The sequence below is a fragment of the Mesorhizobium sp. J8 genome, assembly GCF_016591715.1.
Taxonomy (GTDB): domain Bacteria; phylum Pseudomonadota; class Alphaproteobacteria; order Rhizobiales; family Rhizobiaceae; genus Mesorhizobium.
The window spans coordinates 31,916-54,674 of sequence record NZ_AP024109.1; the positions used below are offsets into that span (position 1 = coordinate 31,916).

The 22,759-nt window shown below is 66.1% G+C and carries 26 protein-coding genes; 9 read left to right on the forward strand and 17 right to left on the reverse strand.

Annotated features, from left to right (window positions below):
• Nucleotides 1-121: 121 nt before the first annotated feature.
• From MJ8_RS00180 to MJ8_RS00200, 5 genes are all read right to left on the reverse strand, one after another.
• Nucleotides 122-1,141 (reverse strand): glucokinase, encoded by a 1,020-nt coding sequence (locus MJ8_RS00180; protein ID WP_201412541.1) that lies wholly within the window; start codon nucleotides 1,139-1,141, stop codon nucleotides 122-124.
• Nucleotides 1,142-1,344: 203 nt separating this feature from the next.
• A complete protein-coding gene (mepA, locus tag MJ8_RS00185) occupies nucleotides 1,345-2,427 on the reverse strand; it encodes a penicillin-insensitive murein endopeptidase (protein WP_201412542.1) in 1,083 nt (360 codons plus the stop codon).
• A 141-nt stretch (nucleotides 2,428-2,568) separates the two neighbouring features.
• Nucleotides 2,569-3,471: an SDR family oxidoreductase gene (locus tag MJ8_RS00190; protein WP_201412543.1), complete on the reverse strand. Its 903-nt coding sequence runs from the start codon at nucleotides 3,469-3,471 to the stop codon at nucleotides 2,569-2,571.
• On the reverse strand, nucleotides 3,468-4,619 hold the full coding sequence (queG, locus tag MJ8_RS00195; RefSeq protein ID WP_201412544.1) for a tRNA epoxyqueuosine(34) reductase QueG: 1,152 nt from the start codon (nucleotides 4,617-4,619) through the stop codon (nucleotides 3,468-3,470). Before queG ends, MJ8_RS00190 begins: the two co-directional genes overlap by 4 nt.
• A complete protein-coding gene (locus MJ8_RS00200; RefSeq protein ID WP_040986376.1) occupies nucleotides 4,600-5,292 on the reverse strand; it encodes a glutathione S-transferase family protein in 693 nt (230 codons plus the stop codon). The genes queG and MJ8_RS00200 overlap by 20 nt, the downstream gene beginning before the upstream one ends.
• A 321-nt stretch (nucleotides 5,293-5,613) precedes the next feature.
• Between MJ8_RS00200 and MJ8_RS00205 the strand changes: the two genes are divergently transcribed.
• Nucleotides 5,614-6,420 (forward strand): undecaprenyl-diphosphate phosphatase, encoded by an 807-nt coding sequence (locus tag MJ8_RS00205; protein ID WP_201412545.1) that lies wholly within the window; start codon nucleotides 5,614-5,616, stop codon nucleotides 6,418-6,420.
• A gap of 216 nt (nucleotides 6,421-6,636) precedes the next feature.
• On the opposite strand, the gene MJ8_RS00210 is transcribed toward MJ8_RS00205, so the two are convergent.
• Together MJ8_RS00210 and rsmI are read right to left on the reverse strand one after the other, a co-directional pair.
• Nucleotides 6,637-7,014, reverse strand: coding sequence for a YraN family protein (locus tag MJ8_RS00210; protein ID WP_201412546.1), 378 nt, complete (start codon nucleotides 7,012-7,014; stop codon nucleotides 6,637-6,639).
• 49 nt (nucleotides 7,015-7,063) lie between these two features.
• Nucleotides 7,064-7,954 carry a 16S rRNA (cytidine(1402)-2'-O)-methyltransferase gene (gene rsmI / locus MJ8_RS00215; RefSeq protein WP_201412547.1) on the reverse strand — a complete coding sequence of 297 codons (891 nt, stop codon included), beginning with the start codon at nucleotides 7,952-7,954 and terminating at the stop codon, nucleotides 7,064-7,066.
• Between the two features lie 158 nt (nucleotides 7,955-8,112).
• On the opposite strand from rsmI, the gene MJ8_RS00220 reads away from it, so the two are divergent.
• Nucleotides 8,113-8,301, forward strand: coding sequence for a hypothetical protein (locus MJ8_RS00220; RefSeq protein WP_201412548.1), 189 nt, complete (start codon nucleotides 8,113-8,115; stop codon nucleotides 8,299-8,301).
• Between the two features lie 198 nt (nucleotides 8,302-8,499).
• On the opposite strand, the gene hemW is transcribed toward MJ8_RS00220, so the two are convergent.
• From hemW to rph, 4 genes are read right to left on the reverse strand one after another with little or no spacing between them, the layout of a single operon-like run.
• Nucleotides 8,500-9,678, reverse strand: a complete 1,179-nt coding sequence (hemW, locus tag MJ8_RS00225; RefSeq protein ID WP_201412549.1) for a radical SAM family heme chaperone HemW — start codon at nucleotides 9,676-9,678, stop codon at nucleotides 8,500-8,502.
• Nucleotides 9,675-10,337, reverse strand: coding sequence for an RdgB/HAM1 family non-canonical purine NTP pyrophosphatase (gene rdgB, locus MJ8_RS00230; protein ID WP_201412550.1), 663 nt, complete (start codon nucleotides 10,335-10,337; stop codon nucleotides 9,675-9,677). Before rdgB ends, hemW begins: the two co-directional genes overlap by 4 nt.
• On the reverse strand, nucleotides 10,337-10,747 hold the full coding sequence (locus MJ8_RS00235; RefSeq protein ID WP_201412551.1) for a VOC family protein: 411 nt from the start codon (nucleotides 10,745-10,747) through the stop codon (nucleotides 10,337-10,339). Before MJ8_RS00235 ends, rdgB begins: the two co-directional genes overlap by 1 nt.
• 6 nt (nucleotides 10,748-10,753) lie before the next feature.
• A complete protein-coding gene (gene rph / locus MJ8_RS00240; RefSeq protein ID WP_201412552.1) occupies nucleotides 10,754-11,470 on the reverse strand; it encodes a ribonuclease PH in 717 nt (238 codons plus the stop codon).
• A gap of 158 nt (nucleotides 11,471-11,628) precedes the next feature.
• Between rph and hrcA the strand changes: the two genes are divergently transcribed.
• From hrcA to cysK, 5 genes are all read left to right on the forward strand, one after another.
• A complete protein-coding gene (hrcA, locus tag MJ8_RS00245) occupies nucleotides 11,629-12,726 on the forward strand; it encodes a heat-inducible transcriptional repressor HrcA (protein ID WP_201412553.1) in 1,098 nt (365 codons plus the stop codon).
• Nucleotides 12,727-12,749: 23 nt separating this feature from the next.
• Entirely contained in the window at nucleotides 12,750-12,947 is a 198-nt protein-coding gene (locus tag MJ8_RS00250; RefSeq protein WP_201412554.1) for a hypothetical protein, read from the forward strand.
• A gap of 115 nt (nucleotides 12,948-13,062) precedes the next feature.
• The gene (locus tag MJ8_RS00255; protein WP_201412555.1) at nucleotides 13,063-14,403 is read left to right on the forward strand and encodes a PQQ-dependent sugar dehydrogenase; all 1,341 of its coding nucleotides are present in this window, start codon (nucleotides 13,063-13,065) and stop codon (nucleotides 14,401-14,403) included.
• Between the two features lie 252 nt (nucleotides 14,404-14,655).
• Nucleotides 14,656-15,273, forward strand: coding sequence for a LysE family translocator (locus MJ8_RS00260; protein WP_201412556.1), 618 nt, complete (start codon nucleotides 14,656-14,658; stop codon nucleotides 15,271-15,273).
• A 247-nt stretch (nucleotides 15,274-15,520) separates the two neighbouring features.
• Complete coding sequence (gene cysK, locus MJ8_RS00265; RefSeq protein WP_201412557.1) at nucleotides 15,521-16,501, forward strand: cysteine synthase A; 981 nt, start codon at nucleotides 15,521-15,523, stop codon at nucleotides 16,499-16,501.
• A 112-nt stretch (nucleotides 16,502-16,613) separates the two neighbouring features.
• Here the strand turns inward: cysK and MJ8_RS00270 are convergent, their stop codons facing one another.
• From MJ8_RS00270 to MJ8_RS00290, 6 genes are all read right to left on the reverse strand, one after another.
• Nucleotides 16,614-17,861: an RNA polymerase sigma factor gene (locus tag MJ8_RS00270; RefSeq protein WP_201412558.1), complete on the reverse strand. Its 1,248-nt coding sequence runs from the start codon at nucleotides 17,859-17,861 to the stop codon at nucleotides 16,614-16,616.
• A gap of 6 nt (nucleotides 17,862-17,867) precedes the next feature.
• The gene (locus MJ8_RS00275; protein WP_201412559.1) at nucleotides 17,868-18,239 is read right to left on the reverse strand and encodes a YciI family protein; all 372 of its coding nucleotides are present in this window, start codon (nucleotides 18,237-18,239) and stop codon (nucleotides 17,868-17,870) included.
• A 122-nt stretch (nucleotides 18,240-18,361) separates the two neighbouring features.
• Complete coding sequence (locus tag MJ8_RS00280; protein WP_201412560.1) at nucleotides 18,362-20,068, reverse strand: SDR family oxidoreductase; 1,707 nt, start codon at nucleotides 20,066-20,068, stop codon at nucleotides 18,362-18,364.
• Between the two features lie 30 nt (nucleotides 20,069-20,098).
• A complete protein-coding gene (locus MJ8_RS00285; protein ID WP_201412561.1) occupies nucleotides 20,099-20,551 on the reverse strand; it encodes a thiol-disulfide oxidoreductase DCC family protein in 453 nt (150 codons plus the stop codon).
• 67 nt (nucleotides 20,552-20,618) lie between these two features.
• Complete coding sequence (locus MJ8_RS32515) at nucleotides 20,619-20,744, reverse strand: hypothetical protein (protein WP_263649576.1); 126 nt, start codon at nucleotides 20,742-20,744, stop codon at nucleotides 20,619-20,621.
• 2 nt (nucleotides 20,745-20,746) lie between these two features.
• A complete protein-coding gene (locus MJ8_RS00290; RefSeq protein ID WP_108702809.1) occupies nucleotides 20,747-20,893 on the reverse strand; it encodes a hypothetical protein in 147 nt (48 codons plus the stop codon).
• A 398-nt stretch (nucleotides 20,894-21,291) separates the two neighbouring features.
• On the opposite strand from MJ8_RS00290, the gene MJ8_RS00295 reads away from it, so the two are divergent.
• On the forward strand, nucleotides 21,292-21,798 hold the full coding sequence (locus MJ8_RS00295) for a ferritin-like domain-containing protein (RefSeq protein ID WP_140752398.1): 507 nt from the start codon (nucleotides 21,292-21,294) through the stop codon (nucleotides 21,796-21,798).
• A gap of 91 nt (nucleotides 21,799-21,889) precedes the next feature.
• The gene (locus MJ8_RS00300) at nucleotides 21,890-22,756 is read left to right on the forward strand and encodes a Ku protein (protein ID WP_201412562.1); all 867 of its coding nucleotides are present in this window, start codon (nucleotides 21,890-21,892) and stop codon (nucleotides 22,754-22,756) included.
• Nucleotides 22,757-22,759: the final 3 nt, after the last annotated feature.

Below are 22,759 nucleotides of genomic sequence, written 5' to 3' on the forward strand. Positions count from 1 at the left end.
TTCCAGGAAAAGTGTGAGCGGTTTTCCGTCCGGAATTGCGTCAAAACAAAGGGATAGCCCGGCTACGGCTTGCCTATGGCGAAACTTCGTCGCGGTGGCCGATCGCCACCCCCTGGCGCGCTCAGGTCCGCCAGTGCCGCCCCGCCGTGTTGACGCCGTACAGCGATGGCGTCCTGGCATAGGCGGCGAGCCCGAGCAGCGCCGCCAGCGGATGGGTGATGACATAGACCGGCATTTTGCGCATCAGCGCGCTGTGCGGCGCCTTGTCCTCGAAGGCAGCGCGGAAATTGCCTTCCTTCAGCGCCGGCACGATCTTCTGCGCGATGCCGCCGGTGAGGAACACGCCGCCGCGGCCCATGAACACCAGCGCGAGATCGCCGGCGGTGCGGCCGAGGCAGGTGACGAACAGCTCCAGCGCCTCTTCGGCCACTGCGTCGGTTTTGGCGAGCGCGGCGCCGGTGATCTCGGCCGGCGTCGCTAAGGGCGTCGGCTTGCCGTCTGTCCTCGCCACGGCGCGGTAGACGTTGACCAGCCCGCGTCCGCACAGGATCTGCTCGCCGGAGATGCGGCCTTCGAGCTTGTCGATATGCGGGAACACCTCGAAGTCGCGCGGCGTGCGCGGGCCGATATCCATGTGCCCGCCCTCGCCCGGCACCGGGATCCAGTGGTTGAGCGCATAGATCAGTCCGGCGACGCCGAGGCCTGTGCCGGGGCCGAGCACGACGCGGCTCGCATTGGGTTCCGGCGCGCCGCCGCCGATCTTTTCCATATGCTCTTCGCCGAGCGCCACCACCGCCAGCGCCTGCGCCTCGAAATCGTTGAGCACGACGGCCTCGCTCAGGCCCAGATTGGCGAGCATCTGCCGAGGCTTCACGACCCAGGGGCAGTTGGTGAGCGGGATCTCGTCGCCGTCGACCGGCCCCGCGACCGCCAGCACCGCCGAGTTCGGCTGGACGGACGAGCGGTCGAGCACCGCCGCCTGGATCGCCTCGTCGATGGTCTTGAAGTTGGCGGTCTGGACGATCTGCGGCTCCGTCGCTTCCGAATTCGCGTCGAGCACGATCGAGAAACGCGCATTGGTGCCGCCAATGTCGCCGATCAGGACCGGAAACCGCAGTCCCTTCTCGTCTTCGCCTGCCATGCTCTTGGTCGTCCTCGCTGCGGCGCCGCTGCGCCGGTTCAATCGCCCATTTCAATCGATTGACTAGCGCATGACCCCGCAAAGGGGAAGCCCGCTCGCGCCTTAGAGCAATTCCCAGGAAAAGTGTGAGCGGTTTCCGTCCGGAATTGCGTCTAAGCAAAAAGATAAGGTATTTCGCCGTTTCCGTGAAACGGTGAAACGCACTAGTTCCCCGGTCTCGGCCTTGGCAGCGGGATGCCGATCTTGGGCGTCGGCGCGAAGGCGCTTGCGGCCGCCGGCATGGCGGCGTTGCCGCTGGAGATCGTTTCCGCCGGCTCGCTGGGCTCGGGTTCGGCGACAGCGACCGCTGCGGCGCTTCCGCCATGATAGGTCACCGCCTCCAGCGACGGCGCGTCCGGCGCAGCGAGCACGTCCTGGCACTGCCTGGGCAGATTGGCCATCGTCATCACGTCGCGCGCCTTGGGGGCGTCCGGGTTCTTGTTCGGCCGCCACGGCTCCTCGGTGAACCACCAGGCCAGCGGCTTGCCGCAGCCGTCGTCGTTCGGCGTTGTCTCCTGCCCCTTGCAGAACGGCGAGCCCGGCTGGCAGCCGATGCGCATATGGAAATGATAGTCATGGCCCCAGAACGGCCGGATCTTGCGCAGCCAGGAACGGTCGCCGGTGACGGTGTCGCAGAGCTTCTTCTTGATGCCGGGATTGACCAGGATGCGCTCGACCTCCGGATAGCTCGCCGCGCGCTTGAGCAGCCTTGTGTGCGCCGGCGTCCACAGCGCGTCCTTCACCAGATGCGTCTTCTCGTCGACCATCAGCGTGGCGCTCATCGTCTCGCGCTGCGCGATGGTCAGCGGCTGCTTCGGCATCGGCGTCAGCCAGATGTCGGCATCGAGCCCGATCTGGTGCGAGGCATGGCCGGTCATCATCGGTCCGCCGCGCGGCTGCGAGACGTCGCCGACCAGAAGCCCCGGCCAGCCATCGGCGTGGGCATCGCGCGCGAGCTTCTCGATCAGCGCGATCATCGCCGGATGGCCCCAGCGGCGGTTACGCGACGGACGCATCACTTCCCAGGTCGGACCTTCCATCGGCAGCGCCACGCCGCCGGTGAAGCAGCCTTTCGAATAGAAGCCGAAGGATTGCGCCGGCGCGACCGCCGGCAGCTTCTGGGCGCCGAACAGCTCCTTCGCGCGCGGTTCGGCCGAAATGGCGGCAGCCGCCAGCGCGGCGAGCGCCACCAGCGCCAGCGCGGCGGTCAGGAACGGCTTGCGGTCAGGCAGCGATCGCAAATTCATCAGGCTGGGTCCCTCTCCAGTCTATGCCGCATGGTCGGCGAACCCGGAACGAATCATACCACGGCGCGCGTCCCGCATCGATCTTCAGCGCTGGATCAAGAAGGATGATGTCGTCCGAAAACCGCTTCACACTTTTCGGCATCATCCTCGCATCGGGCTGCGCGGCGCGCCGTCCCGCCAGTTGCCCTCGGTCCACATCCGCTCCAGCGCCACCCGGTAGTTGGGAAACCGGAAGCGGTAGCCGGCCGCCTTGATCGCCTGATTCGCGACGCGCTTGTTCTCGCCATAGAAAGACCGCGCCATGGGCGAAAGTTGGGCGGTCTCGAAGGGAATGTCCGGCGGCGGTTCGACGCCCATCAGTCCGGCGGCATAGGCCACGACGTCCTGCGGCGGCGCCGGCTCGTCATCGGTGACGTTGAAGATGCCGCCGCGGTTGCTGCCGGCGAGATGCCACAGCGCGCCGGCGATGTCGTCGCAATGGATGCGGTTGAACACCTGCCCCGGCTTGACCAGCCGCCGCGCCGTGCCGTCCTCGAGATTGGCCAGCGCGTTGCGGCCGGGCCCGTAGATGCCGGACAGACGCAGGATCGCCGCCGGCTTGCCGATCTCTTGGCCGAGCGCCAGCCATTCCCGTTCGGCCGCCACGCGCATCACGGAACGCTTCGACACCGGCCGGCAGTCGCTTGTCTCGTCAACCCAGGCGCCGCCATGGTCGCCATAGACGCCGACAGTGGAGAGATAGCCGATCCATTGCAGCGCCGGCATGTTTGCCCGGATCGTTGCTCCGGCGGCGTTGAGCACCGGATCGCCGGCTTCGTCGGGAGCCACCGAGACGATGAGATGGGTGGTCTGCCGAAGCGCGTCGCCGAGTTCCGGCGACAGCGCGCCGTCGAATTGCAGCGGCCCGATGCCGGCCGATCGCAGCGCTTCGAACCTTTCCGTGGCCCGGGTCGTGCCGAAGACCGGCGCGTGTTGGGCGTTGGCCCGCGCGAAAGCCTTGGCCGAATAGCCGGCGCCGAAGATGAAGAAGCGTCTTTCGCTCATAGGTGAACCTCTCCGGGTGCCAAGGCCGCCAGCCATTCCTCTTGAACGGCCGCATCCGTCTCGGTCTTCGAAGCCGTGGCGGCGAGGTCGCCAAATTCGCGGTCGGGAAGCAGTCGCGACAGAGCCCAGATTGCCGCACCCCGCACCAGCGGCGAGGCATCGCCCAAAAGGCCTCGGACGATGGGCGTCAGAGCAGCATCGCCCGAATTGCCGGCGGCGATCAGCACGTTGCGGGCAAAACGGTCGCGGCCGATGCGCTTGACCGGGGAACCCGAGAAGAAAGCGCGGAACGCCGCATCGTCGAGGGCGAGCAGCTCGGACAGCTTCGGCTCGCGCAGATCCTCGCGCGCGGCAAGCTTCGCCTCGGAAGCCGCGCTGGCGAACTTGTTCCAAGGGCAGGCGGCCAGGCAATCGTCGCAGCCATAGATGCGGTTGCCGATCGCCTCGCGGAATTCGCGCGGGATCGGCCCCTTGTTCTCGATGGTGAGGTAAGAGATGCAGCGCCGCGCATCGAGCCGGTAGGGCACGGGAAACGCGCCGGTCGGGCAGGCGTCGAGGCAGGCGCGGCAGGAGCCGCAATGGTCGATCTCTGCCTTGTCCGGCTCCAGCTCGGCTGTGGTGAAGATCGTGCCGAGGAACAGCCACGAGCCATGCGCGCGGCTGACCAGGTTGGTGTGCTTGCCCTGCCAGCCGAGGCCGGCCGCTTCCGCCAGCGGTTTTTCCATCACCGGCGCGGTGTCGACGAACACCTTCACGTCGCCGCCGGCCTTCGCCACGATCTTGCCGGCGATCTCCTTCAGCCGGCCCTTCATCACGTCGTGATAGTCGCGATTCTGCGCATAGACCGAGATCGCGCCGCGGTCGGACTTCGCCAGGATATCGCGCGGATCGCGGTCCGGGCCGTAATTCATGGCGAGCACCACGATCGAGCGCACCTCCGGCCACAGCGTCGAGGGCTCGGCCCGGCGCTGAAGCGTCTCGGCGATCCACGCCATCGAGCCGTGGAAACCGTCGGCGACGAATTCGGCGAGCCTTGCCGGTGCCAGCGGGATCGCGTCCGGCCGGGTCACGGCGACCGCCTCGAAACCGGCGCGGCGCGCCTCCGCGTCAATCAGCGCGCGCAGTTTTTCAGAAGTCGAGGTCCGCATAATGCGATACCGGCGACAGGCCGCGCACCCGGTCGGAGAGCAGCGGCCGGAAGGACGGCCGCGATTTCACCCGCGTGTACCATTCGCGCGCGGCGCCATGTTCGCGCCAGTCGATCTCGCCGAGATAATCGAGCACCGAAAGCGTCGCCGCTGCGGCGAGGTCGGCATAGGTCACCTTGTTGCCGGCCAGCCAATGGCGCGTGCCGGCCAGCCAATTGGTGTATTTCATGTGCTGGCGGATGTTGGCGCGCGCGGCGCGGATCGCCGCCGAGTCGGGCGAGCCGCCGCCGGCCGTCTCCGGCATGACCGGCTTCAGCACGCGCTCGCGCACGAGATGGCGGGTCACTTCGCTCTCGGCCTTCGCAAGATACCAGTCCGTCAGCCGGCGGATTTCGGCGCGCTGCATCGGGTCCTCGGCGAACAGTCTTTTGTCGCGCTTCAAGACGCCCCGGGTCTCGTCGAGATATTCGGCAATCACCATGGCGCCGACGATCGGCACGTCGCCTTCGGCGAGCAGGATCGGCAGCGTTCCGGCCGGATTCAGCGCCAGGAACTCCTTGCGCCTGGTCCATGGCTTTTCCTCGATCAGCGCCAGCTCCTCGCCATACTCGCCGAAGGCGAGGCGGACGAACCGGCAGGTGGCGAACATGGGATGATGGAAAAGCGTCAGCATGGTTCCGCGATGATAGGGCGCACTAGTGTGGTGGATTTGAAGTTCCTGTACCCTCAATGGCATCAGCGTCCAGGAACTTCAAATCCAAAACCACACTAGAACTTAAAGTTGACAGTGTGGCTCAGAATCCGGAATTCGCACATTGCGCTCCTCCGTGGTGCGGCGAATTCCGGATTGCCACACTGGCGAATCGTTAACGGCGCCGGTAAGTCTTGGCCGCCCGATTCCAGGGACTGTCATGGTGTTGCGACCTATAGGGACACTTCCGCCCCGTGACAAGCAAACCCTTCCCTTAGCCATCATCCAAAAGCAGAGGTTGCCATGGAAAGCCAGACCATCGTCGAAGCGCTGCTGCTTGGGCTTTTGGAGGGCCTGACCGAGTTCATCCCGGTGTCCTCGACCGGTCATATCCTGCTTGCCGGCCATTTCCTCGGCTTTCATTCCACCGGCAAGGCCTTCGAGATCCTGATCCAGCTCGGCGCGATCCTGGCCATTTTGAGTGTTTATTTCGGCAAGCTCTGGCGGATGCTGGTCAAGCTGCCAAGCGACCCGCAAACAAGGCATTTCGTCATAGGCATCCTGATCGCCTTCCTGCCGGCGGCGGTTATCGGCGCGTTGGCGCATGATTTCATCAAGACCATCCTGTTCGAATCGCCGAGGCTCATCTGCATCATGCTGATCATCGGCGGCGTGGTGCTGCTTATCGTCGACCGCGTCAACTTCAAGCCGGTGCATCACGATGTCGAGCGCTTCCCGCTGAGCGTCTATCTCAAGATCGGCCTGTTCCAGTGCCTGTCGCTGATCCCCGGTACCTCGCGCTCCGGCTCGACTATCGTCGGCGCGCTGCTGATGGGCGTCGACAAGCGCGCGGCCGCCGAATTCTCCTTCTTCCTCGCCATGCCCACCATGGTCGGCGCCTTCGCCTTCGACCTTTTCAAGAACCGAAACGTGCTGACCGCGGCCGACCTGCCGATCATTTCCGTCGGCTTCATCGCCGCCTTCATCGCCGCGCTGATCGTCGTGCGCGTCCTGCTCGATTACGTCTCGCGCAAAGGCTATGCGCTGTTCGGCTGGTGGCGGCTGGTGGTGGGGATCGCTGGGCTGGTGGCATTGATGGTTTGGGGGTGAGGCGTCGCCCCCGGGGGAATGGCAACCACAAACGCCACTCCCCCTCACCCAGCCTCCGCTTCGCTCGGCTGACCTCTCCCCGAGGGGAGAGGAGACCGTCGGCGCCGGCGCCAACCTCTTCTCCCCACTGGGGAGAAGGTGGCCGCGAAGCGGCCGGATGAGGGGGCCAGCGCTGCCATATGCGATTGTCTGCCCCTTGCAGCGGGGTAAGCCCCCTCAATTCCTCCCATAGAACGCGTTCTCGACATGCACCGGCCAGCGCCAGGGCAGCACCGCCACCATGTCGAAACGCATTGAAAGCCTGCCATAATCCGGTTGGCGCGACAGCCAGATATCCGCGGCGCCCTCGATGCGGCGCTCCGATTCATGGCCGATCGCTTCCATCGCCTCGATCAATGTCCGCCGCGCCTTGACCTCGACGAACAGAACGAGGTCGCCGCGCCGGGCGATCAGGTCGATCTCGCCGAGCCTGGTGCGATGGCGGCGGGCAAGGATGCGGTAGCCTTTCAGCATCAGCGCCAGAGCCGCCAGCCACTCGCCGCGATGGCCGCGCCGATAGGCTTTTCGCCGGTGGCCGACAGTGCGCTCAGCCATCTTTTTGCTTGACCATGATCTTATCCAAACCCGTGCCCACTTTTCGGGATCATGGTCCGTCCTTGAGCTCCAGCAGCCGCCGGTAGAGCGCCTGCTTCTGGCCGCCGGTCATTTTCGCCGCTTCGGCCGCGGCCTTCGACGCCGGCATTTCGGCCGCGAGCGACAAGAGCAGCCGATCGATGTCGGCCGGCTGCTCCTCCGCCGCTTCCGGCGGGCCGACGCAGATGACGATCTCGCCCTTCGGTGTGTCGGCCGCCGCATAATGGTCGGCAAGCTCGGCAAGCGTTCCGGTGCGCATCTCCTCGAAGGCCTTGGTCAGCTCGCGACCGATCGCAGCTTTCCGGCCGCCGCCCAGCGCCTCGACCATGGCGCCAAGCGTCTCGGCCAGCCGTCTGGGCGATTCGAAGAAGATCAGCGTCGCCGGCACCGCCTTGAATGTTTCCAGCTTGGCCAGCCGCTGCCCGGCCTTTACCGGCAGGAAGCCGGCGAACAGGAAGGCGTCGGAGGGCAGGCCGGACGCGGTCAGCGCGGCAAGCGCGGCCGAAGGCCCCGGGATCGGGACCACGCGAATGCCTTGCTCCAGCGCCTCGCCGACCAGCCGGTAGCCGGGGTCGGAAACCAGCGGCGTGCCGGCGTCGGAGATCAGCGCCACGCTCTGTCCGGCCGCAAGCGCCTCGATCAGCTTCGGCCCGGCCTCTTGCGCATTGTGCTCGTGATAGGCCGTTGTGCGCCGGCGGATGCCATAGCGTTCGAGCAGCACGCGCGAGACGCGGGTGTCCTCGCAGGCGACGATGTCGGCGGCGGCCAGCGTCTCCAGCGCGCGCAGCGTGATGTCGGCCAGATTGCCGATCGGCGTCGCCACCAGATAGAGCGCCGGCGCGAGCGGCCGCGCCGCGATCTCGCTTTGCCCGATCAGATAGCTGCGTTTGTCGCCGGTCACCGGTTGCCCCTCATGGTCACCCTGTTTCGCATGGCTGACGCCTCGTTGCAAAACGTGAGGCCGGCCTGAGGAAATCGCCTTGCCTTTGCCACAGTGCGGAACGAAACCGGCAACGGCGAATTTAACCCCTGATTCCCGGGAGGAGGCAGGACCGAACGATGCCCAATCGCTTCGATATTTTCATCGGCCGACTTGAAAGCAAGACCGCCCGCGAGGGCATCCCTCCACACCCCATCGCCGCCCAGGACGGCGCACGCCGCGACAAGGCCGATGCGAAGCCTGTCCGCCACGACGAGGCGCATGGCGAGAAGCACCGCGGCAAGCACCGCCAGAAGCACGACGCGTGAAGCGTCGCATGTGAGCGCAGGCAGCTTCCCTTCGCCATTCCAGGGCGGAGCAAGGAGCGAAGCGACGCGCGCAGACCCTGGAATCCATGCCGTTACATCGAAGCGCTATCAACGGCGCAGAATTCTGGACCGCCGCATCCTTCGCATAGGTCACGCCATGGATTCTCGGGTCAAGCCCGAGAATGACGAGCGCGCGAGTTACCGCGCCAGATCCGCCACCACGGCATCCAGCACGATCATGCCGGCGGTCGTGGCGCGCAGCCTTGCATTGCCGACCGGCGCCACTAGGCCTTCTTCCTGCAGCACCGAAAGCCGCGCGCTCGAGAGGCCGCGCCCCGAGAGCGCCTCGTAGCGCTGCAGGTCGATGCCTTCGGCGAGCCTGAGCCCCATCAGCAGGAACTCGTCCGCCTCTTCCGCGCGGGTCAGGATCTCGCCGCCGGTGACGCCATTCCCCTTGGCCTCGACCAGATTGACCCAGGTCTCCGGCATCTTCTCGGCGATCGTCACCGTGCGGCGGCCATTCTCGACGAAACGGCCATGCGCGCCCGGGCCGACGCCGACATATTCGCCGTAGCGCCAATAGGTGAGGTTGTGCCGGCTCTCGGCGCCCGGCCGCGCGTGGTTGGAAATCTCATAGGCCGGCAGTCCATGCGCCGCCGTCACCTCCTGCGTCAGCGCATAGAGGTCGGCGGCATGGTCGTTGTCGGGCAACGTGAATTTCTTCGCCGCGTAGAGCGCGTGGAAGGGCGTGCCCTCCTCGATGGTGAGCTGGTAGAGCGAAAGATGGTCGACCGCATAGCCGATCGCCTGCTCCAGCTCCGCGCCCCATGCCTCCGGCGTCTGGCCGGGCCGCGCATAGATCAGGTCGAAGGAGAGGCGAGGAAAGATGTCCCGCGCGAGCCCGATGGCATGCAGCGCCTCCTCGACATTGTGCAGCCGGCCGAGGAAGCGCAGGTCCTTGTCGTTCAGGGCCTGCACGCCGAGCGAGACGCGGTTCACCCCGGCGGCGCGATAGCCGCGGAAACGCTCGGCCTCGACCGAGGAAGGGTTCGCCTCCAGCGTCACCTCGATGCCGGCCGGCGCCGTCCAGTTCCTCGCCACCGCTTCCAGCACGGCGCCGACGGTTTCCGGCTTCATCAGCGACGGCGTGCCGCCGCCGAGGAAGATGCTGGTCACCTCGCGCGGCCCGGTGCGGTCGCGCATGGTTGCCAGTTCGGTTTCGAAGGCGCGGGCAAAACGCTCCTGGTCGACCGGTTGGTGGCGGACATGGCTGTTGAAGTCGCAGTAAGGGCACTTGGCCGCGCAGAACGGCCAGTGGATATAGACGCCGAAGCCGGGGCTGCGGTCGAGCGCCATGGTATAGCCGGTTCCAATCATTCCGAGCCGAGCCGGGCTAGATCCAGCCTGGCCTGTGCAAACTTCTGGAAAGCGCGGGCGCGGTGCGACAGTGCCGTCGCTTGGCCGGGCTTCCAGCCATGCTTTTCTTCCGCGCTCATTTCGCCGAAGGTCTTGTCGAAGCCGTTGGGCAAAAACACCGGGTCGTAGCCGAAGCCGAGTGTGCCGCGCGGCGGCCACACCAATGTGCCCTCGGCCTCGCCGCGGTAATATTCGGCCTCGCCGTCCGGGAAGGCGAGACAAATGACGGCGACGAAGCGGCCGGTGCGCTGCGAAGGCTCCGCCGCGCCGGCGTCCTGCAGCGCAGTCTCCGTCTTTTGCATGGCCATGCCGAAATCCCGGCTGCCGTCGGGCTTCTCGGCCCAATTGGCGGTGTAGACGCCGGGCGCGCCGCCAAGCGCGTCGACGCAGAGCCCGGAATCGTCCGACAGCGCCGGCAGGCCGGTTGCCTTGGCCGCGGCGTATGCCTTGATATAGGCGTTCTCCTCGAAGGTGGTGCCGGTCTCGTCCGGCTCGGGCAGGCCGTACTCCTTGGCCGATTTCGCCTCGAAGCCGAACGGTGCCATCAGGTCGGCGAATTCGCGCAGCTTGCCGGCGTTGTGGCTGGCGACGACGATCTTCTTTCCGTTCAAAGAATGCATCAGAAACTCCAGATCCTCGGCTCGGCGAACTCGATCGAATTGCCCGACGGGTCGCGGATATAGATCGAGTGCCCGCCCTGCGGCCACTCGAAATCGCTTTCGATGGCGATGTCGTTCGCGGCGAGATGCTCGCGCCACGTGGCGATCTCATCGGCGGTTGCCGCAAAGCAGAGATGCCCCTCGCCGGCCGTGCCGTGCGGCGGCACCTTCAGGCGAGCGTCCGGCGGCGGCGGGATCTTGGTCGCCTGGGCGTTGAAGAGAAGCAATACGCCGTCGCCGCAGCGGAAGAAGACGTGGCGGCCTTCGACCTTGCCCAGCGCCTCGAGGCCGATGATGTCGCGATAAAATGCCTCCGCCGCTTCCAGATCGGTGACGTAAAGAGCCGATTCGAGGATGGCGGAAGGTCTCATAAGTACCTACGCCACCGCCATCTGCTGGAGGCTCACCAGCCGCTGGATGCCCTTCTTCGCCAGTCCCATCAGCGCGGAAAACTGCTCCTCGGAGAAAGGCTCGCCTTCGGCCGTGCCCTGGATCTCGACGATGCCGCCCTTGCCGGTCATGACGAAATTGGCGTCGGTGCCGGCCGAGGAATCCTCCAGATAGTCGAGGTCGATGACCGGCTGGCCGTCATGGATCCCGCAGGAAATCGCCGCGACATGGTCCTTCAGCACCTTGGAAACGCTCACCATCTGGCGCGCTTCCATCCAGCGCAGGCAATCATAGAGCGCCACCCAGCCGCCGGTGATCGAGGCGGTGCGGGTGCCGCCATCGGCCTGGATGACGTCGCAGTCGACGGTGATCTGCTGTTCGCCCAGCGCCTGCAGGTCGACCACGGCGCGCAGCGAACGGCCGATCAGCCGCTGGATCTCCAGCGTGCGGCCGCCCTGCTTGCCGGCCGAAGCCTCGCGCCGCATGCGCTCGCCGGTCGAGCGCGGCAGCATGCCGTACTCGGCCGTAACCCAGCCCTTGCCGGAATTGCGCATCCAGGCCGGCACTTTTTCCTCAAGGCTCGCCGTGCACAAGACATGCGTGTCGCCAAACTTCACCAGGCACGAGCCTTCGGCGTGCTTGGACACGCCACGCTCGAAGGAGATGGCGCGCATTTCGTCGGCTTGGCGTTTGGAGGGGCGCATCGAGGCTCTTTCTGTTCTTTCCCGGATTCGTCGGCGGCTTGTAGACGCATGCGCGGCATGGCGCAAAGGAAAACGGCCGGACGATCGCAAACGCGGCACCTGGGTTGCGCCGCTGTGGCTTAAGTCTATATCTTTTCGGCAGGAGGTTTCTCGCCGGAATGAACAAACCAGTCGATCCGACGTCCCAAGGTCCCGGGCTTCAGTCGCCCGTACTTCAGTCACTCGACATGCGCTCGCGCGATATTTTCCGGCGGATCGTCGATTCCTACCTGCGCGACGGCGAGCCGGTCGGCTCGCGCAGCCTGTCGCGCATCCTGCCGTCCTCGCTGTCGCCGGCCACCATCCGCAACGTGATGAGCGATCTCGAGCATCTGGGTCTGATCTACGCGCCGCATGTTTCCGCCGGGCGGCTGCCGACCCAAACCGGCCTGCGCTTCTTCGTCGACGCCTTCATGGAGCTCGGCGATCTATCCGACGACGAGCGCCGCGCCATCGAGGCGCAGGTGCGCGCCTCCGGCTCGGGCGCGACGCTGGAGCATATGCTGACCGAAGCCAGCCAGATGCTCTCCGGCATGTCGCGCGGCGCCGGCCTCGTGCTTGCCTCCAAGAACGAGGTGGCGCTGAAGCACATAGAGTTCATCCAGCTGGAGCCGACCAAGGCGCTTGCCGTGCTGGTGTCGCAGAGCGGCGACGTCGAGAACCGCGTCATCGACCTGCCGGCCGGCATCACAGTCTCGCAGCTGCACGAGGCGTCCAACTTCCTCAACGCCCATATCCGCGGCCGCACCTTGGCCGAGGCGCGCGCCGAGATCGCCCGCATCAAGGACGAAACCCGTGCCGCCCTCGATACGCTCTCGCAGGATCTGGTCGAGAAGGGGCTGGCGGTCTGGGCCGGCGCCGAAAGCGGCCTGCCGGCGCGCCTCATCGTGCGCGGCCGCGCCAACCTGCTCGAAAACGTCACCGCCCAGGCCGACCTCGAATTGCTGCGCCATCTGTTCGAGGACCTCGAGACGCAGGACGGGTTGCTGCAGCTGCTCGACCTCGCCGAGGAAGGGCCGGGCGTGCGCATCTTCATCGGCTCGGAGAACAAGCTGTTTTCGCTGTCCGGCTCGTCCCTGGTCGTCGCCCCCTATCGCGACAAGGACGCCCGCGTCGTCGGCGCGCTTGGCGTCATCGGGCCGACGCGCCTGAATTACGCCCGCATCGTGCCGATGGTCGACTATACTGCGCAACTGATTTCGCGCATGCTTCGTTAAAACACGTCAAGGGGGCCGGAAAAATGGCGCTGGAAGCAATCAAGGCCCAGATCGACCTCCTGCTTCAGGAAATGATCAACCAGCCCGAGGACGAGCACGAGATCCAGGAGCAGCTGCGCGAGAAATTGCGGGAACTCCGCGCCATGGGCCTGCCTCTGCCGACGGACCTCGTCGAGCTGGAAAAGCGCCTCGACGACGACCTGGATGCCGAAGAGGCTTGAACCTCTGCTCCGTCAAAACCGCGTGCGCAGGCTTCTCTTTTCGAGCGCTTGCCCAATATTTCCTGTCTCTGGCGCCTGATCGAGTGAGGCGCGTCAGCAGACGACGGAGGACAGCATGATGCGGATCGCCGGGCTTGCGGGCTTCGCGCTGATCTTTGCCACCGGGGCCTTCGCGCAGCAGGCCGATCAGCCCCTGCTTCGCGGCGAAAAAGCCTTCGGCGACTGGAAGGCCGACCGCCCGGGCGTGCGCCGGCTGCTGAAGCCGGAGGATTTGCCGAAACCCGATATGGCGGAGTCCGCCTCCAATGGCGGCGGCGTCACCGATCGCCCGGAGGATGCCAAGCCGAAGCTCCCGCCCGGCTTTTCCGCCGAGCTGGTCGCTTCCGGCATCGACAGCCCGCGCGTCGTGCGCGTGGCCCCGAATGGCGATCTCTTCGTCGCCGATAGCCGGGCGAACCAGGTCCGCGTCTACCGGCTGGCGGAAGGCAGCGGCAAGCCCGCGCAGAAGTCGATCTTCGCCAAGGGCCTGACCCGGCCCTACGGCATCGCCTTCTATCCGCCGGGCGACAAGCCGCAATGGGTCTATATCGCCAACAGCAACAGCGTGGTCCGCTTCCCCTACCGCGACGGCGACCTGGAAGCGTCGGGCAAGCCGGAAACCATCGTCGCCAAGGTGCCCGCCAGCCACCATTGGACGCGCGATATCGCCTTCTCACCCGACGGCAAGACGCTCTACCTGTCGGTCGGCTCCGGCTCCAACATCGCCGAGGATATGGGGGCGAAGCCGAAGGGCGGTGTCGAGGAATGGGCGAAAACGCAGCCGCTGGGCGAGGCCTGGGGTGCGGAACAGGGCCGCGCCGATGTGCTCGCCTTCGATCCCGACGGCAACAACCGCAGGACGGTCGCCACCGGCTTGCGCAATTGCTCAGGCATGACCGTACAGCCGGCGACCGGCGCGCTCTGGTGCGTCGTCAACGAGCGCGACGAGCTTGGCGACAACACCCCTTTCGAATACGCGACCGCGGTGAAGGAAGGCGCCTTCTATGGCTGGCCCTGGTACTATATCGGCGACAATGAGGACCCACGTCACGAGGGCGCGCGCCCCGATCTCACCGGCAAGGTCACGGTTCCGGACGTGCTGATCCAGGCGCATTCGGCGCCGCTCAACATCGCCTTCTACGACGGCGGCAATTTCCCGGCCGACTACAAAGGCGACGCCTTCGTCACGCTGCACGGCTCGTGGAACCGCAATGTCCGCACCGGCTACAAGGTAGTGCGGCTGAGGTTCAAGGATGGCAAGCCGACCGGCGAATATGAGGATTTCGCCACCGGCTTCGTCATCTCGGACGACGAGGTCTGGGGCCGGCCGGTCGGCGTGGCCGTGGCGAAGGATGGCGCGCTGATCCTCACTGAGGACGGCAACGGCACGATCTGGCGGATTACCTATGGCGGGTAGCGCCCGGTCGCTGCAGCGGGCTCACCGTCACCCGGATTGCCATCCGAATTACGAACAGCAATTCGGGGCAATCCGACCTCTCCCCAAGGGGTGAGGAGCAGACAAGCGCCGGCGCCAACTCTTTTCCCCTCGGGAAGAAGGTGGCCGCGCAGCGGCCGGATGAGGGAGCTGGCGCAAACGAATCCGGATCTAAGCGAATTCATTCCCGTTCCGTTTCGTGCAATAGACGCGTCGCGATCCCAGGCCAAAACCATGACACTCACCGGATTCCTCGCTTACAGCGCAGCCCTCGGCGTCGCCGCCGCCATTCCAGGCCCCGGCGTCACGGCGCTGGTCGCCCGCGCGCTCGGCTCCGGCTTCCGTTCCTCGCTTGCCATGTCGTTCGGCCTGATGCTCGGCGACCTCACCTATCTCACCGCCGTGGTGCTCGGGCTCGCCTTCGTCGCCCAGACCTTCGGCATGGTCTTCCTCGCCATCAAATGGGCCGGCGTCGCCTATCTTGCCTTCCTTGCCTGGCGCTTCTGGACCGGCGGCATCACGCCCGAAACCGTCGAGGCGCGGAAGGCCAAGGGCGGGCTGGTGTCGAGCTTCATCGCCGGGCTGACGGTGACGCTCGGCAATCCGAAGACGATGATCTTCTATCTCGCTATCACGCCGACCATCGTTGATCTCAAGACGATCACGTTCGCCGACTACGCCATCCTTGCGGTGCTCACCGTGGTGGTTCTGTTTGTGGTGCTGGTGCCCTACCTGGCGCTGGCGGCCAAGGCGCGGTGGTTCCTTAAATCGCCGCGCGCGCTGAAGGCCCTGAACCGCACCGCCGCCGGCTTCATGATGGGAGCGGCGGCCGCCATCGCTGCACGTCAATAAGGTGTGTCAACGAGGTGTATTGATATTCAGGTGAGGCCGGCCTGACGTCAATATCAACACGGCTTGGTGCGTGACTGTCCCGATTTCAGCCAAACCATTCCTGAAATCGGCGGCGGCGGGAAATGCATTTCCGGTCGCGGGCGCTTTTGAGCAACCGCCCCACTCGGATATTTTCCAGCCTCGGCCTATCTTGCGCGGCTGAAAGCCTTATTCTGTCAGCCGTACCACTGCCCTGGGAGCGAAACCAATGAACAAGCCCGTCACCTCCGCGCGCGTGCCCGGCCGCGGCCGCGTCTTCAATTCGATCACGGAGACGATTGGCGACACGCCGCTGGTCAGGCTGGACAAGTTCGCCAGGGAGAAGGGCATCGTCGCCAACCTTCTGGCCAAGCTCGAATTCTTCAACCCCATCGCCTCGGTCAAGGACCGTATCGGCGTCGCCATGATCGAGGCGCTGGAGGAGGCGGGCAAGATCGCCCCCGGCAAGACCACCCTGATCGAGCCGACCTCCGGAAACACCGGCATCGCGCTCGCCTTCGCCGCTGCCGCCAAGGGCTACAAGCTGATCCTCACCATGCCGGAGACCATGTCGGTCGAGCGCCGCAAGATGCTGGCGCTGCTCGGCGCCGAGCTGGTGCTGACCGAAGGCCCGAAAGGCATGAAGGGCGCCATCGCCAAGGCCGACGAGCTTGCCGCCACGCTGCCCAACGCCATCATCCCGCAGCAGTTCGAGAATCCGGCCAATCCCGAGATCCACCGCCGCACCACGGCCGAGGAAATCTGGAACGACACCAATGGCGAGGTCGACATCTTCGTCGCCGGCATCGGCACCGGCGGCACCATCACCGGCGTCGGCCAGGTGCTGAAGAAGCGCAAGCCTTCGCTGCAGGTCGTGGCGGTCGAGCCGGAGGCATCGCCGGTTCTGTCGGGCGGCCAGCCCGGCCCGCACAAGATCCAGGGCATTGGCGCGGGCTTCGCGCCGAAAATTCTCGACACGTCCATCTATGACGAGATCGTCAGGGTGTCGAACGAGGATTCGGTCGCCAATGCGCGCCTGGTCGCCCGCCTCGAAGGCGTGCCGGTCGGCATCTCGTCGGGCGCGGCGCTCCAGGCGGCAATCGTCGTCGGCTCGCGGCCGGAGAACAAGGGCAAGAACCTCGTCGTCGTCATCCCCTCCTTCGCCGAGCGCTATCTCTCGACCATCCTGTTCGATGGGCTGGGGGCGTAGGCAACCTTTCGTCGTCCTCAGGCTTGACCCCGAGGACCATTCCGTGACGTTACGCGCCGCAACGGTGCAGAATTCTGCGCCGTTTGCATTCTTCGGGAGGGGGCTTCCTGCCCTAACCCCTAACCATCTTCGCCTTCTCGCCCTGCAGGAAGCGGCGCAGCGCCGGGTCGCGCTCGAGGCCGATCGCCCGGTCGTAGGACTCCGCCGCCTGCTTGATATTGCCGAGCCTAGCGAGCAGGCCGGCGCGGGCGGCCCAATAGGGCTGGTAGTCCTGCAGCCTTCTGTCTTCGCCCAGCACATAAAGCGCCGCCAGTCCGGCTGGTGCGCCCTCGGTTTCGGCGATCGCCACCGCGCGGTTGATCGCCACCACCGGCGATCCGGCCACGGCTTGCAGGGCGTCGTAAAGCTGGCGGATCGCCGTCCAATTCGTGCCGCCGCCGCGCCGGCGCGCCGTATGCGCGGACTGCACGGCGGCCTCCAGCTGGTAGCGGCCGATGATCCCTCTTTGCGCGGCGCGCACCAGCAAGGTTTCCGCCTCGTCGATCAGGCTGCCGTCCCAGAGCGCGATATCCTGCTCCGCCAAGGGCACGAAATCGCCTTTTGGGCCGCGCCGCGCCGAGCGTCGCGCCTCGGCGAACAGCATCAGCGCCAGGAGTCCCAGCACTTCCGGCTCCTCCGGCATAAGCGAGGCGACGAGCCGTCCAAGCCAGATGCCTTCGCCGGCGAGGTTGCGCCGCCGGCTGTCGGTGCCGGTCGGGTCGGACCAGCCTTCGGCGAAGGTGGCGTAGATCGCCTCCAGCACCGCGCCCAGCCGTTCGCCGAGCTCCGCCGGCTCCGGTACGCGGAACGGAATCCCGGTCTCGCGGATGCGCGCCTTGGCCCGCACCAGCCGCTGGCCCATCGTCGCCGGTGAGACCAGGAAGGCCGAGGCGATGGTCGCGGCATCGAAGCCGAGGATCGTCTGCAGGATCAATGGCGCGCGCACGCTGGCCTCGATCGCCGGATGGGCGCAGGCGAACATCAGCCGCAACCTGTCGTCCGGCAGCTCCTCGCCGTTCATGCGCGCCTCCATCTCTTCGGCGATCAGCCTCAGGTGATCGCGCGCCGCCTCGCCGGTCAGCCGCCGCCGCACCGCGTCCACGTCGCGCCGGCGCGCCACCGACAGCAGCCAGGCTTCCGGTTGCTCCGGCACGCCGGTTCTGGGCCAGCGTTCGAGCGCGGCCGCGAAGGCGTCGGCCAGCGCGTCCTCGGCGCCGGCGACGTCGCGCGTACGCGCCGAGAGCCATGCGACCAGCTTGCCGTAGCTGCGCCGGGCGGCCGCTTCCGCCGCCGCCCGCGCGATCCCCGAGCGATCATCCATAGCGGATCACTCCGCGGCGGCGACGTACTCGGCCATTTCCCAGATCGGGCGCACCTCGACCGTGCCTGTAGAGGACGCGGGGCAGCGCGCACCCCATTCGATGGCCGTGTCGATGTCGGCCGCCTCGATCATGTAGAAGCCCGCCAATTGCTCCTTGGTGTCGGCATAGGGGCCGTCGAGCACATTGGTCTTGCCGCTGGCCAGCCGCACCGATGTGGCCGCCTGGGTCGGGCGCAGCCGCTCGCCGGCGATATAAGCGCCGGATTTCTTGAGCGCCTCGGTATAGGCGCCGTAGGCCGCGAGCACTTGCTGGGTCTGCTCTTTCGGAGCGTTCGCCATCGCGGCTTCGTCATTATAGATCAAAAGCATGTATCGCATGGTCTTCTCCCGTTTTCTGAAGGCCGCATCGTCGCGTGCCGACCTATGTCGCGCGGGCACGGCCGATTTCGACAGGCTTCGGAAAAATTTTCGCCCTTTGCCGCGACGAGCGCAAGGACGCCTCAACCCGCGGTAACCGCCTCGGGCGCCGCCGCCGTTGGAGCACGTGCCGGCACGAGCCAGCCGCGATAGCGAACGATCAGCCCGGCTGCCGGGTGCGATATCTCGACATGAAAGCGGAAGCGGCCGTCCTCGACGGTTTCATAGGCGTTCGAGCGCGGGCAAAGCCACATCGGCAGCGGCAGGCCGAGAAAGCTCCAGCGGCGCAGCACAAGCCGAAGCCGGTTGCCGTCGACGACCAGCGCCATGGCGAAGGTGAGCGGGCCGAAGCGCTCGCAAAGCAGCCGCTCCGATCGGCCGCGTCCGGCGAACTGCCGGCTCGAAAACCCATGCGCGCCGAATGTGCGGATCCAGCTCTCGCCTTGCCCGTCGGCAACGAAACGTACCTTGACGGGGATATCGGGCGCGCCGGGCGGGAAGCCGGCCATGCGCGCGGCAAGCCGGCTAATCATGCCGCTGCCGCGTTCGACGCTGGCGCGTCCGTCCGCCATCGTCGTTCCCTCATGCATGACGCTGATTTCGCCCGGAAGGCTCTTCCAGGCGTCGCCAAGTAGATCCGGATAGAGCGACTTCGCCTTGCCGGTGTCGTCCCTGAAGCCGGTGTGGATCGTCTTGCCGGCGAACAGCGCCTCATAGTCCTCCAGCTCGACATCGCGCGTCGCCGCCCGCGCGCCGGGTGAGGGCATGCGGCCGTCGAGCGCCTTGCGGACGATCGCCTCGACCGCCATGGATGGGATCAGCGGTCCGTCGTCGCCCTCGGCCAACAGGTGCCAGGACCGCCTGATCGGCCTGCCCTCCGCATCCGCGCCGTCGACCGCGACGAACATGCCGCCGCGATGCTCGCCCCATGACAGCCGGTTGGTCGCCCAATGCATCAGCGGCGCCAGCGGCGCCAGCGACCGCGCGAGGCCGGCGCGGACCAGCCAGGCCAGGCCGATCAGCGCCCGGTGCAGCAGCTCGGGCACCGGGCCGGCGCCCATCCAGATCGTGCTCGCTTCCGGCCACAGCGCCTGCAGGGCGCGCAGATCCGGCACGTCGACCAGCGAGAACAGCGTGTTCCTCACCGGCACGCGCCCCGGCGGCGCGATCGTGTAGCGCATCTGCTCGGTGAGCGGGTAACCCTCGGCAGGCTTGCCGTCCCGCACCAGCCGCACCGGCCGGCCGGCATAGCTCGCAATGGCGCGGATGACGTTCTCGCCGACGCCGGCGAAGGGCGATGGCGCGATGCCGCCGCGAATGCTCTCCACACGCGCCATGCCGGCCGAGAGGCGCCGAACCACCGCCGCCGTCAGCACCGGGAAGCTCGACACGCCGGAGAGCACGACGACGCCGGCCGCCCTGGCCGCCGCATCGAAGGCGGAAATCCCGGCGACGAAGTCCGAGCCGTCGGCAAGGTCGAGATAATGGATGCGTTGGGCGACACAAGCTTCGACCAGCCGGTAGCGCCCCTCCCCATAGGCTTGGAACGGCCCGCTGGCGTCGACGACGATATCGGGCCGCAGGACACTGAGTTGTGCGCCGAGGTCGCCGTCGCGGTCGAACGTCGCCGGCACGAGCCGGGCCTTGGTCGTGCCTCGCTCCTTACGGCAGGCCTCGGCCCTTGCCAGCGACCGGCCGGCGATAATGAGCTCGAGCCGAGGCTCATTCTCCAGCAATTGGACGATGCGTCCGCCGAAGGTGCCGTAGCCGCCGACGATGAGAAGCTTCATGCTCTGCCCCCAGTGTTGCCGGCACCACCGTCAGCCGATCAGCCGCGCCCGCAACTCGGCCGAAGGTATCTCGCAACTTTCCTTGCGGCCGAACAGCGCGTAGCGGTTCCTGGCGACGCGGTCGTAGAGCCAGTCGCGTAGCGGCCTTGGCAGGATGAGCAGCGCCCTCGTCGCGCGCCATGGCCAGCCGAGCGCGCCCATGACGGCGACGAAACTGTCGAGCTTGGTGAAGGCCGCGCCGTCAATGATGGCGAGGTTGCTGTCGTAATCGTCGGTCGGCAGGCCATGCTCGCGAAACAGCGCCTCGCCGAGTGGCGATTGCGCGGTGGCGAAGCGGAAGCGTTTTTCCCGGTCCAGCCTGAGGATGAGCTGGACGAAGCCCGAGCAGAACACGCAGACGCCGTCGAAGACGATCAGCGGCTGGCTTGCGTCATAGGCCTGGCTTGGAGAGGCGGGACGGTTCGGTTCGGGCAGGTCGGTCATGGCGGCCCGGCTGCTTGTGACCCCAAACACTAAGCTAGGAGACACACTAAGCCAGCCGGCGGCGGCGTCAAAGTCGCGGCGTTGTCGCACGCCAGTTGGCGGCGAGCACCAGGCGCTCGGCGCGATAGGTAGTGGCGCGCTGGTCGGCGGCCGGCCGGCAGATGCGGCTGTGGTGGGCGCGTAGACGGGTCATGATCAGTTGGCGCTGACGCCCAGCGAGTTGCCGCGGCGCGCGCAGGCCGGACCCGGGCCGCGCATGTAATAACGCTCCGGCCGATAGGTCGGCGCGACGAATTCGCGAATGGCGGCGGCGTAGCCGGCGATGTGGTTCCAGAAGTTCATCTTACTTAGTCCCTGTCCCGCTTTCGGATGTCCCGTCCGAATTGTTCGAGAGCATAGCGTCGAGGCGTGAATAGTCGGTGAACGTGATGTTAATTTCTGGTCCGAAAGTCGTTGCATCGTGGCCGGATTGCGGCTGATTCGCGGTCTTTCGGTGCCTTTCGTCGCGTTTCCGCGCTATGTGACTTTTGCATCACATATGTTTCGTTCCGATGTCGCTTGGCCGCGCTTCTGTTTCACCTTTATCCGGCAACAGGAAATTTCCTTTCGCCGCCCGGCCGGACAGGAACCTGTCACGGAAGCCGACGTTGACCCGCAAGGCCGGGGCGAACCCGGCCGGTGTTGACGGCTGTCCCGCCGCGCAACTTCCCGACAATGCGAAACATGGAAAGGCAACCGCCATGGGCTTCTTTTCGAAGGACATCAAGACACTGGACGATCTCTTCATCCACACGCTGCGCGACATCTATTATGCCGAGAAGCAGATCGAGAAATCGCTGCCGAAGATGATCGACAAGGCGACCGATCCGCAATTGAAAGCCGGCTTCGAGAAGCATCTCACCCAGACCAAGGGTCATATCGAGCGGGTCGAGCAGGTGTTCGAACTGCATGGCGTCAAGGCCAAGACCGTCGACTGCCCGGCCATCGACGGCATCCTCGCGGAAGCCGACGAGGTGAGCGGGGATGTCGACGACAAGGAGGTCCTGGACGCGGCGCTGATCGCTTCCGCGCAGGCGGTCGAGCATTATGAGATAACGCGCTACGGCACGCTGATCGCCTGGGCCAAGCAGCTCGGCCGCAGCGACTGCGCCAACGTGCTGGCCAAGAACCTCAAGGAAGAAGAGGCGACCGATCGCAAGCTCACCGAGATCGCCGAAAGCAAGGTGAACCTGCAGGCCGCCGAATAACAGGCCACGTGCCGTCCCTCCCCGGAACCCAAGCGAACCCCTGGCCGTTGCGGTAGGATCGCGCCGCACGGAATTTGGCCAGGAGTTCGCCATGGCACCTCGCCCGGCCTGGAAGGGCTATCTCAAACTGTCGCTGGTCACCTGCGCCATCGAGCTCACCAATGTCGTCACCCATGCGGAAAAGGTCTCGTTCCGCATCCTCAACCGTAAGACCGGCAACACCGTCAAACGCATCTATGTCGATGCCGGGACCGGCAAGCCGCTGGAAGAAGGTGACGAGATCAAGGGTTATGAGGTGAGCGACGGCGATTTCGTCCATATCGAGGAAGACGAGATCGAGGCGGTGCAGATTGAATCTTCGCACACGATGAGTCTCGACGGCTTCGTCGAGAAATCTTCGATCGAACAGATATATCTCGACACGCCTTACTACGTCTCGCCGGCCGACAAGGTCTCGGAAGAAGCCTTCACGGTCATCCGCGAGGCCATGGCGGCGAGGAAGATGGCGGGGCTGGCGCGCATCGTGCTTTATCAGCGCGAACGCCCGGTGGTGATCGAGCCACTCGGCAAGGGCATGTTGCTGACCACCTTGCGCTATGACGATACGGTGCGCCGGCCGGCGACGGTGTTCGAGGACATCGCGTCGGCCAAGACCGACAAGGAGATGATCGACCTCGCCCAGCACATCATCGACGGTAAGAAGACGAAGTTCGACCCGTCGAAGTTCGACGACCGCTACGAGGAGGCGCTGCTCGAGCTGATCCGCGCCAAGAAGGCCGGCAGGAAGGCGCCCAAGGCCAAGGCGCCGCCGAAGCCGTCCAACGTGGTCAACCTGTTCGCCGCGCTGAAGAAGAGCCTCGACGCGGAAGGCGGCGGCAAAGCCGGCAAATCTTCGTCCAAGGCTTCGGCGCGGCGGCCGAAGGCCAAGGCATCCGCGCCGAAGCGCAAATCCGCATAGGAG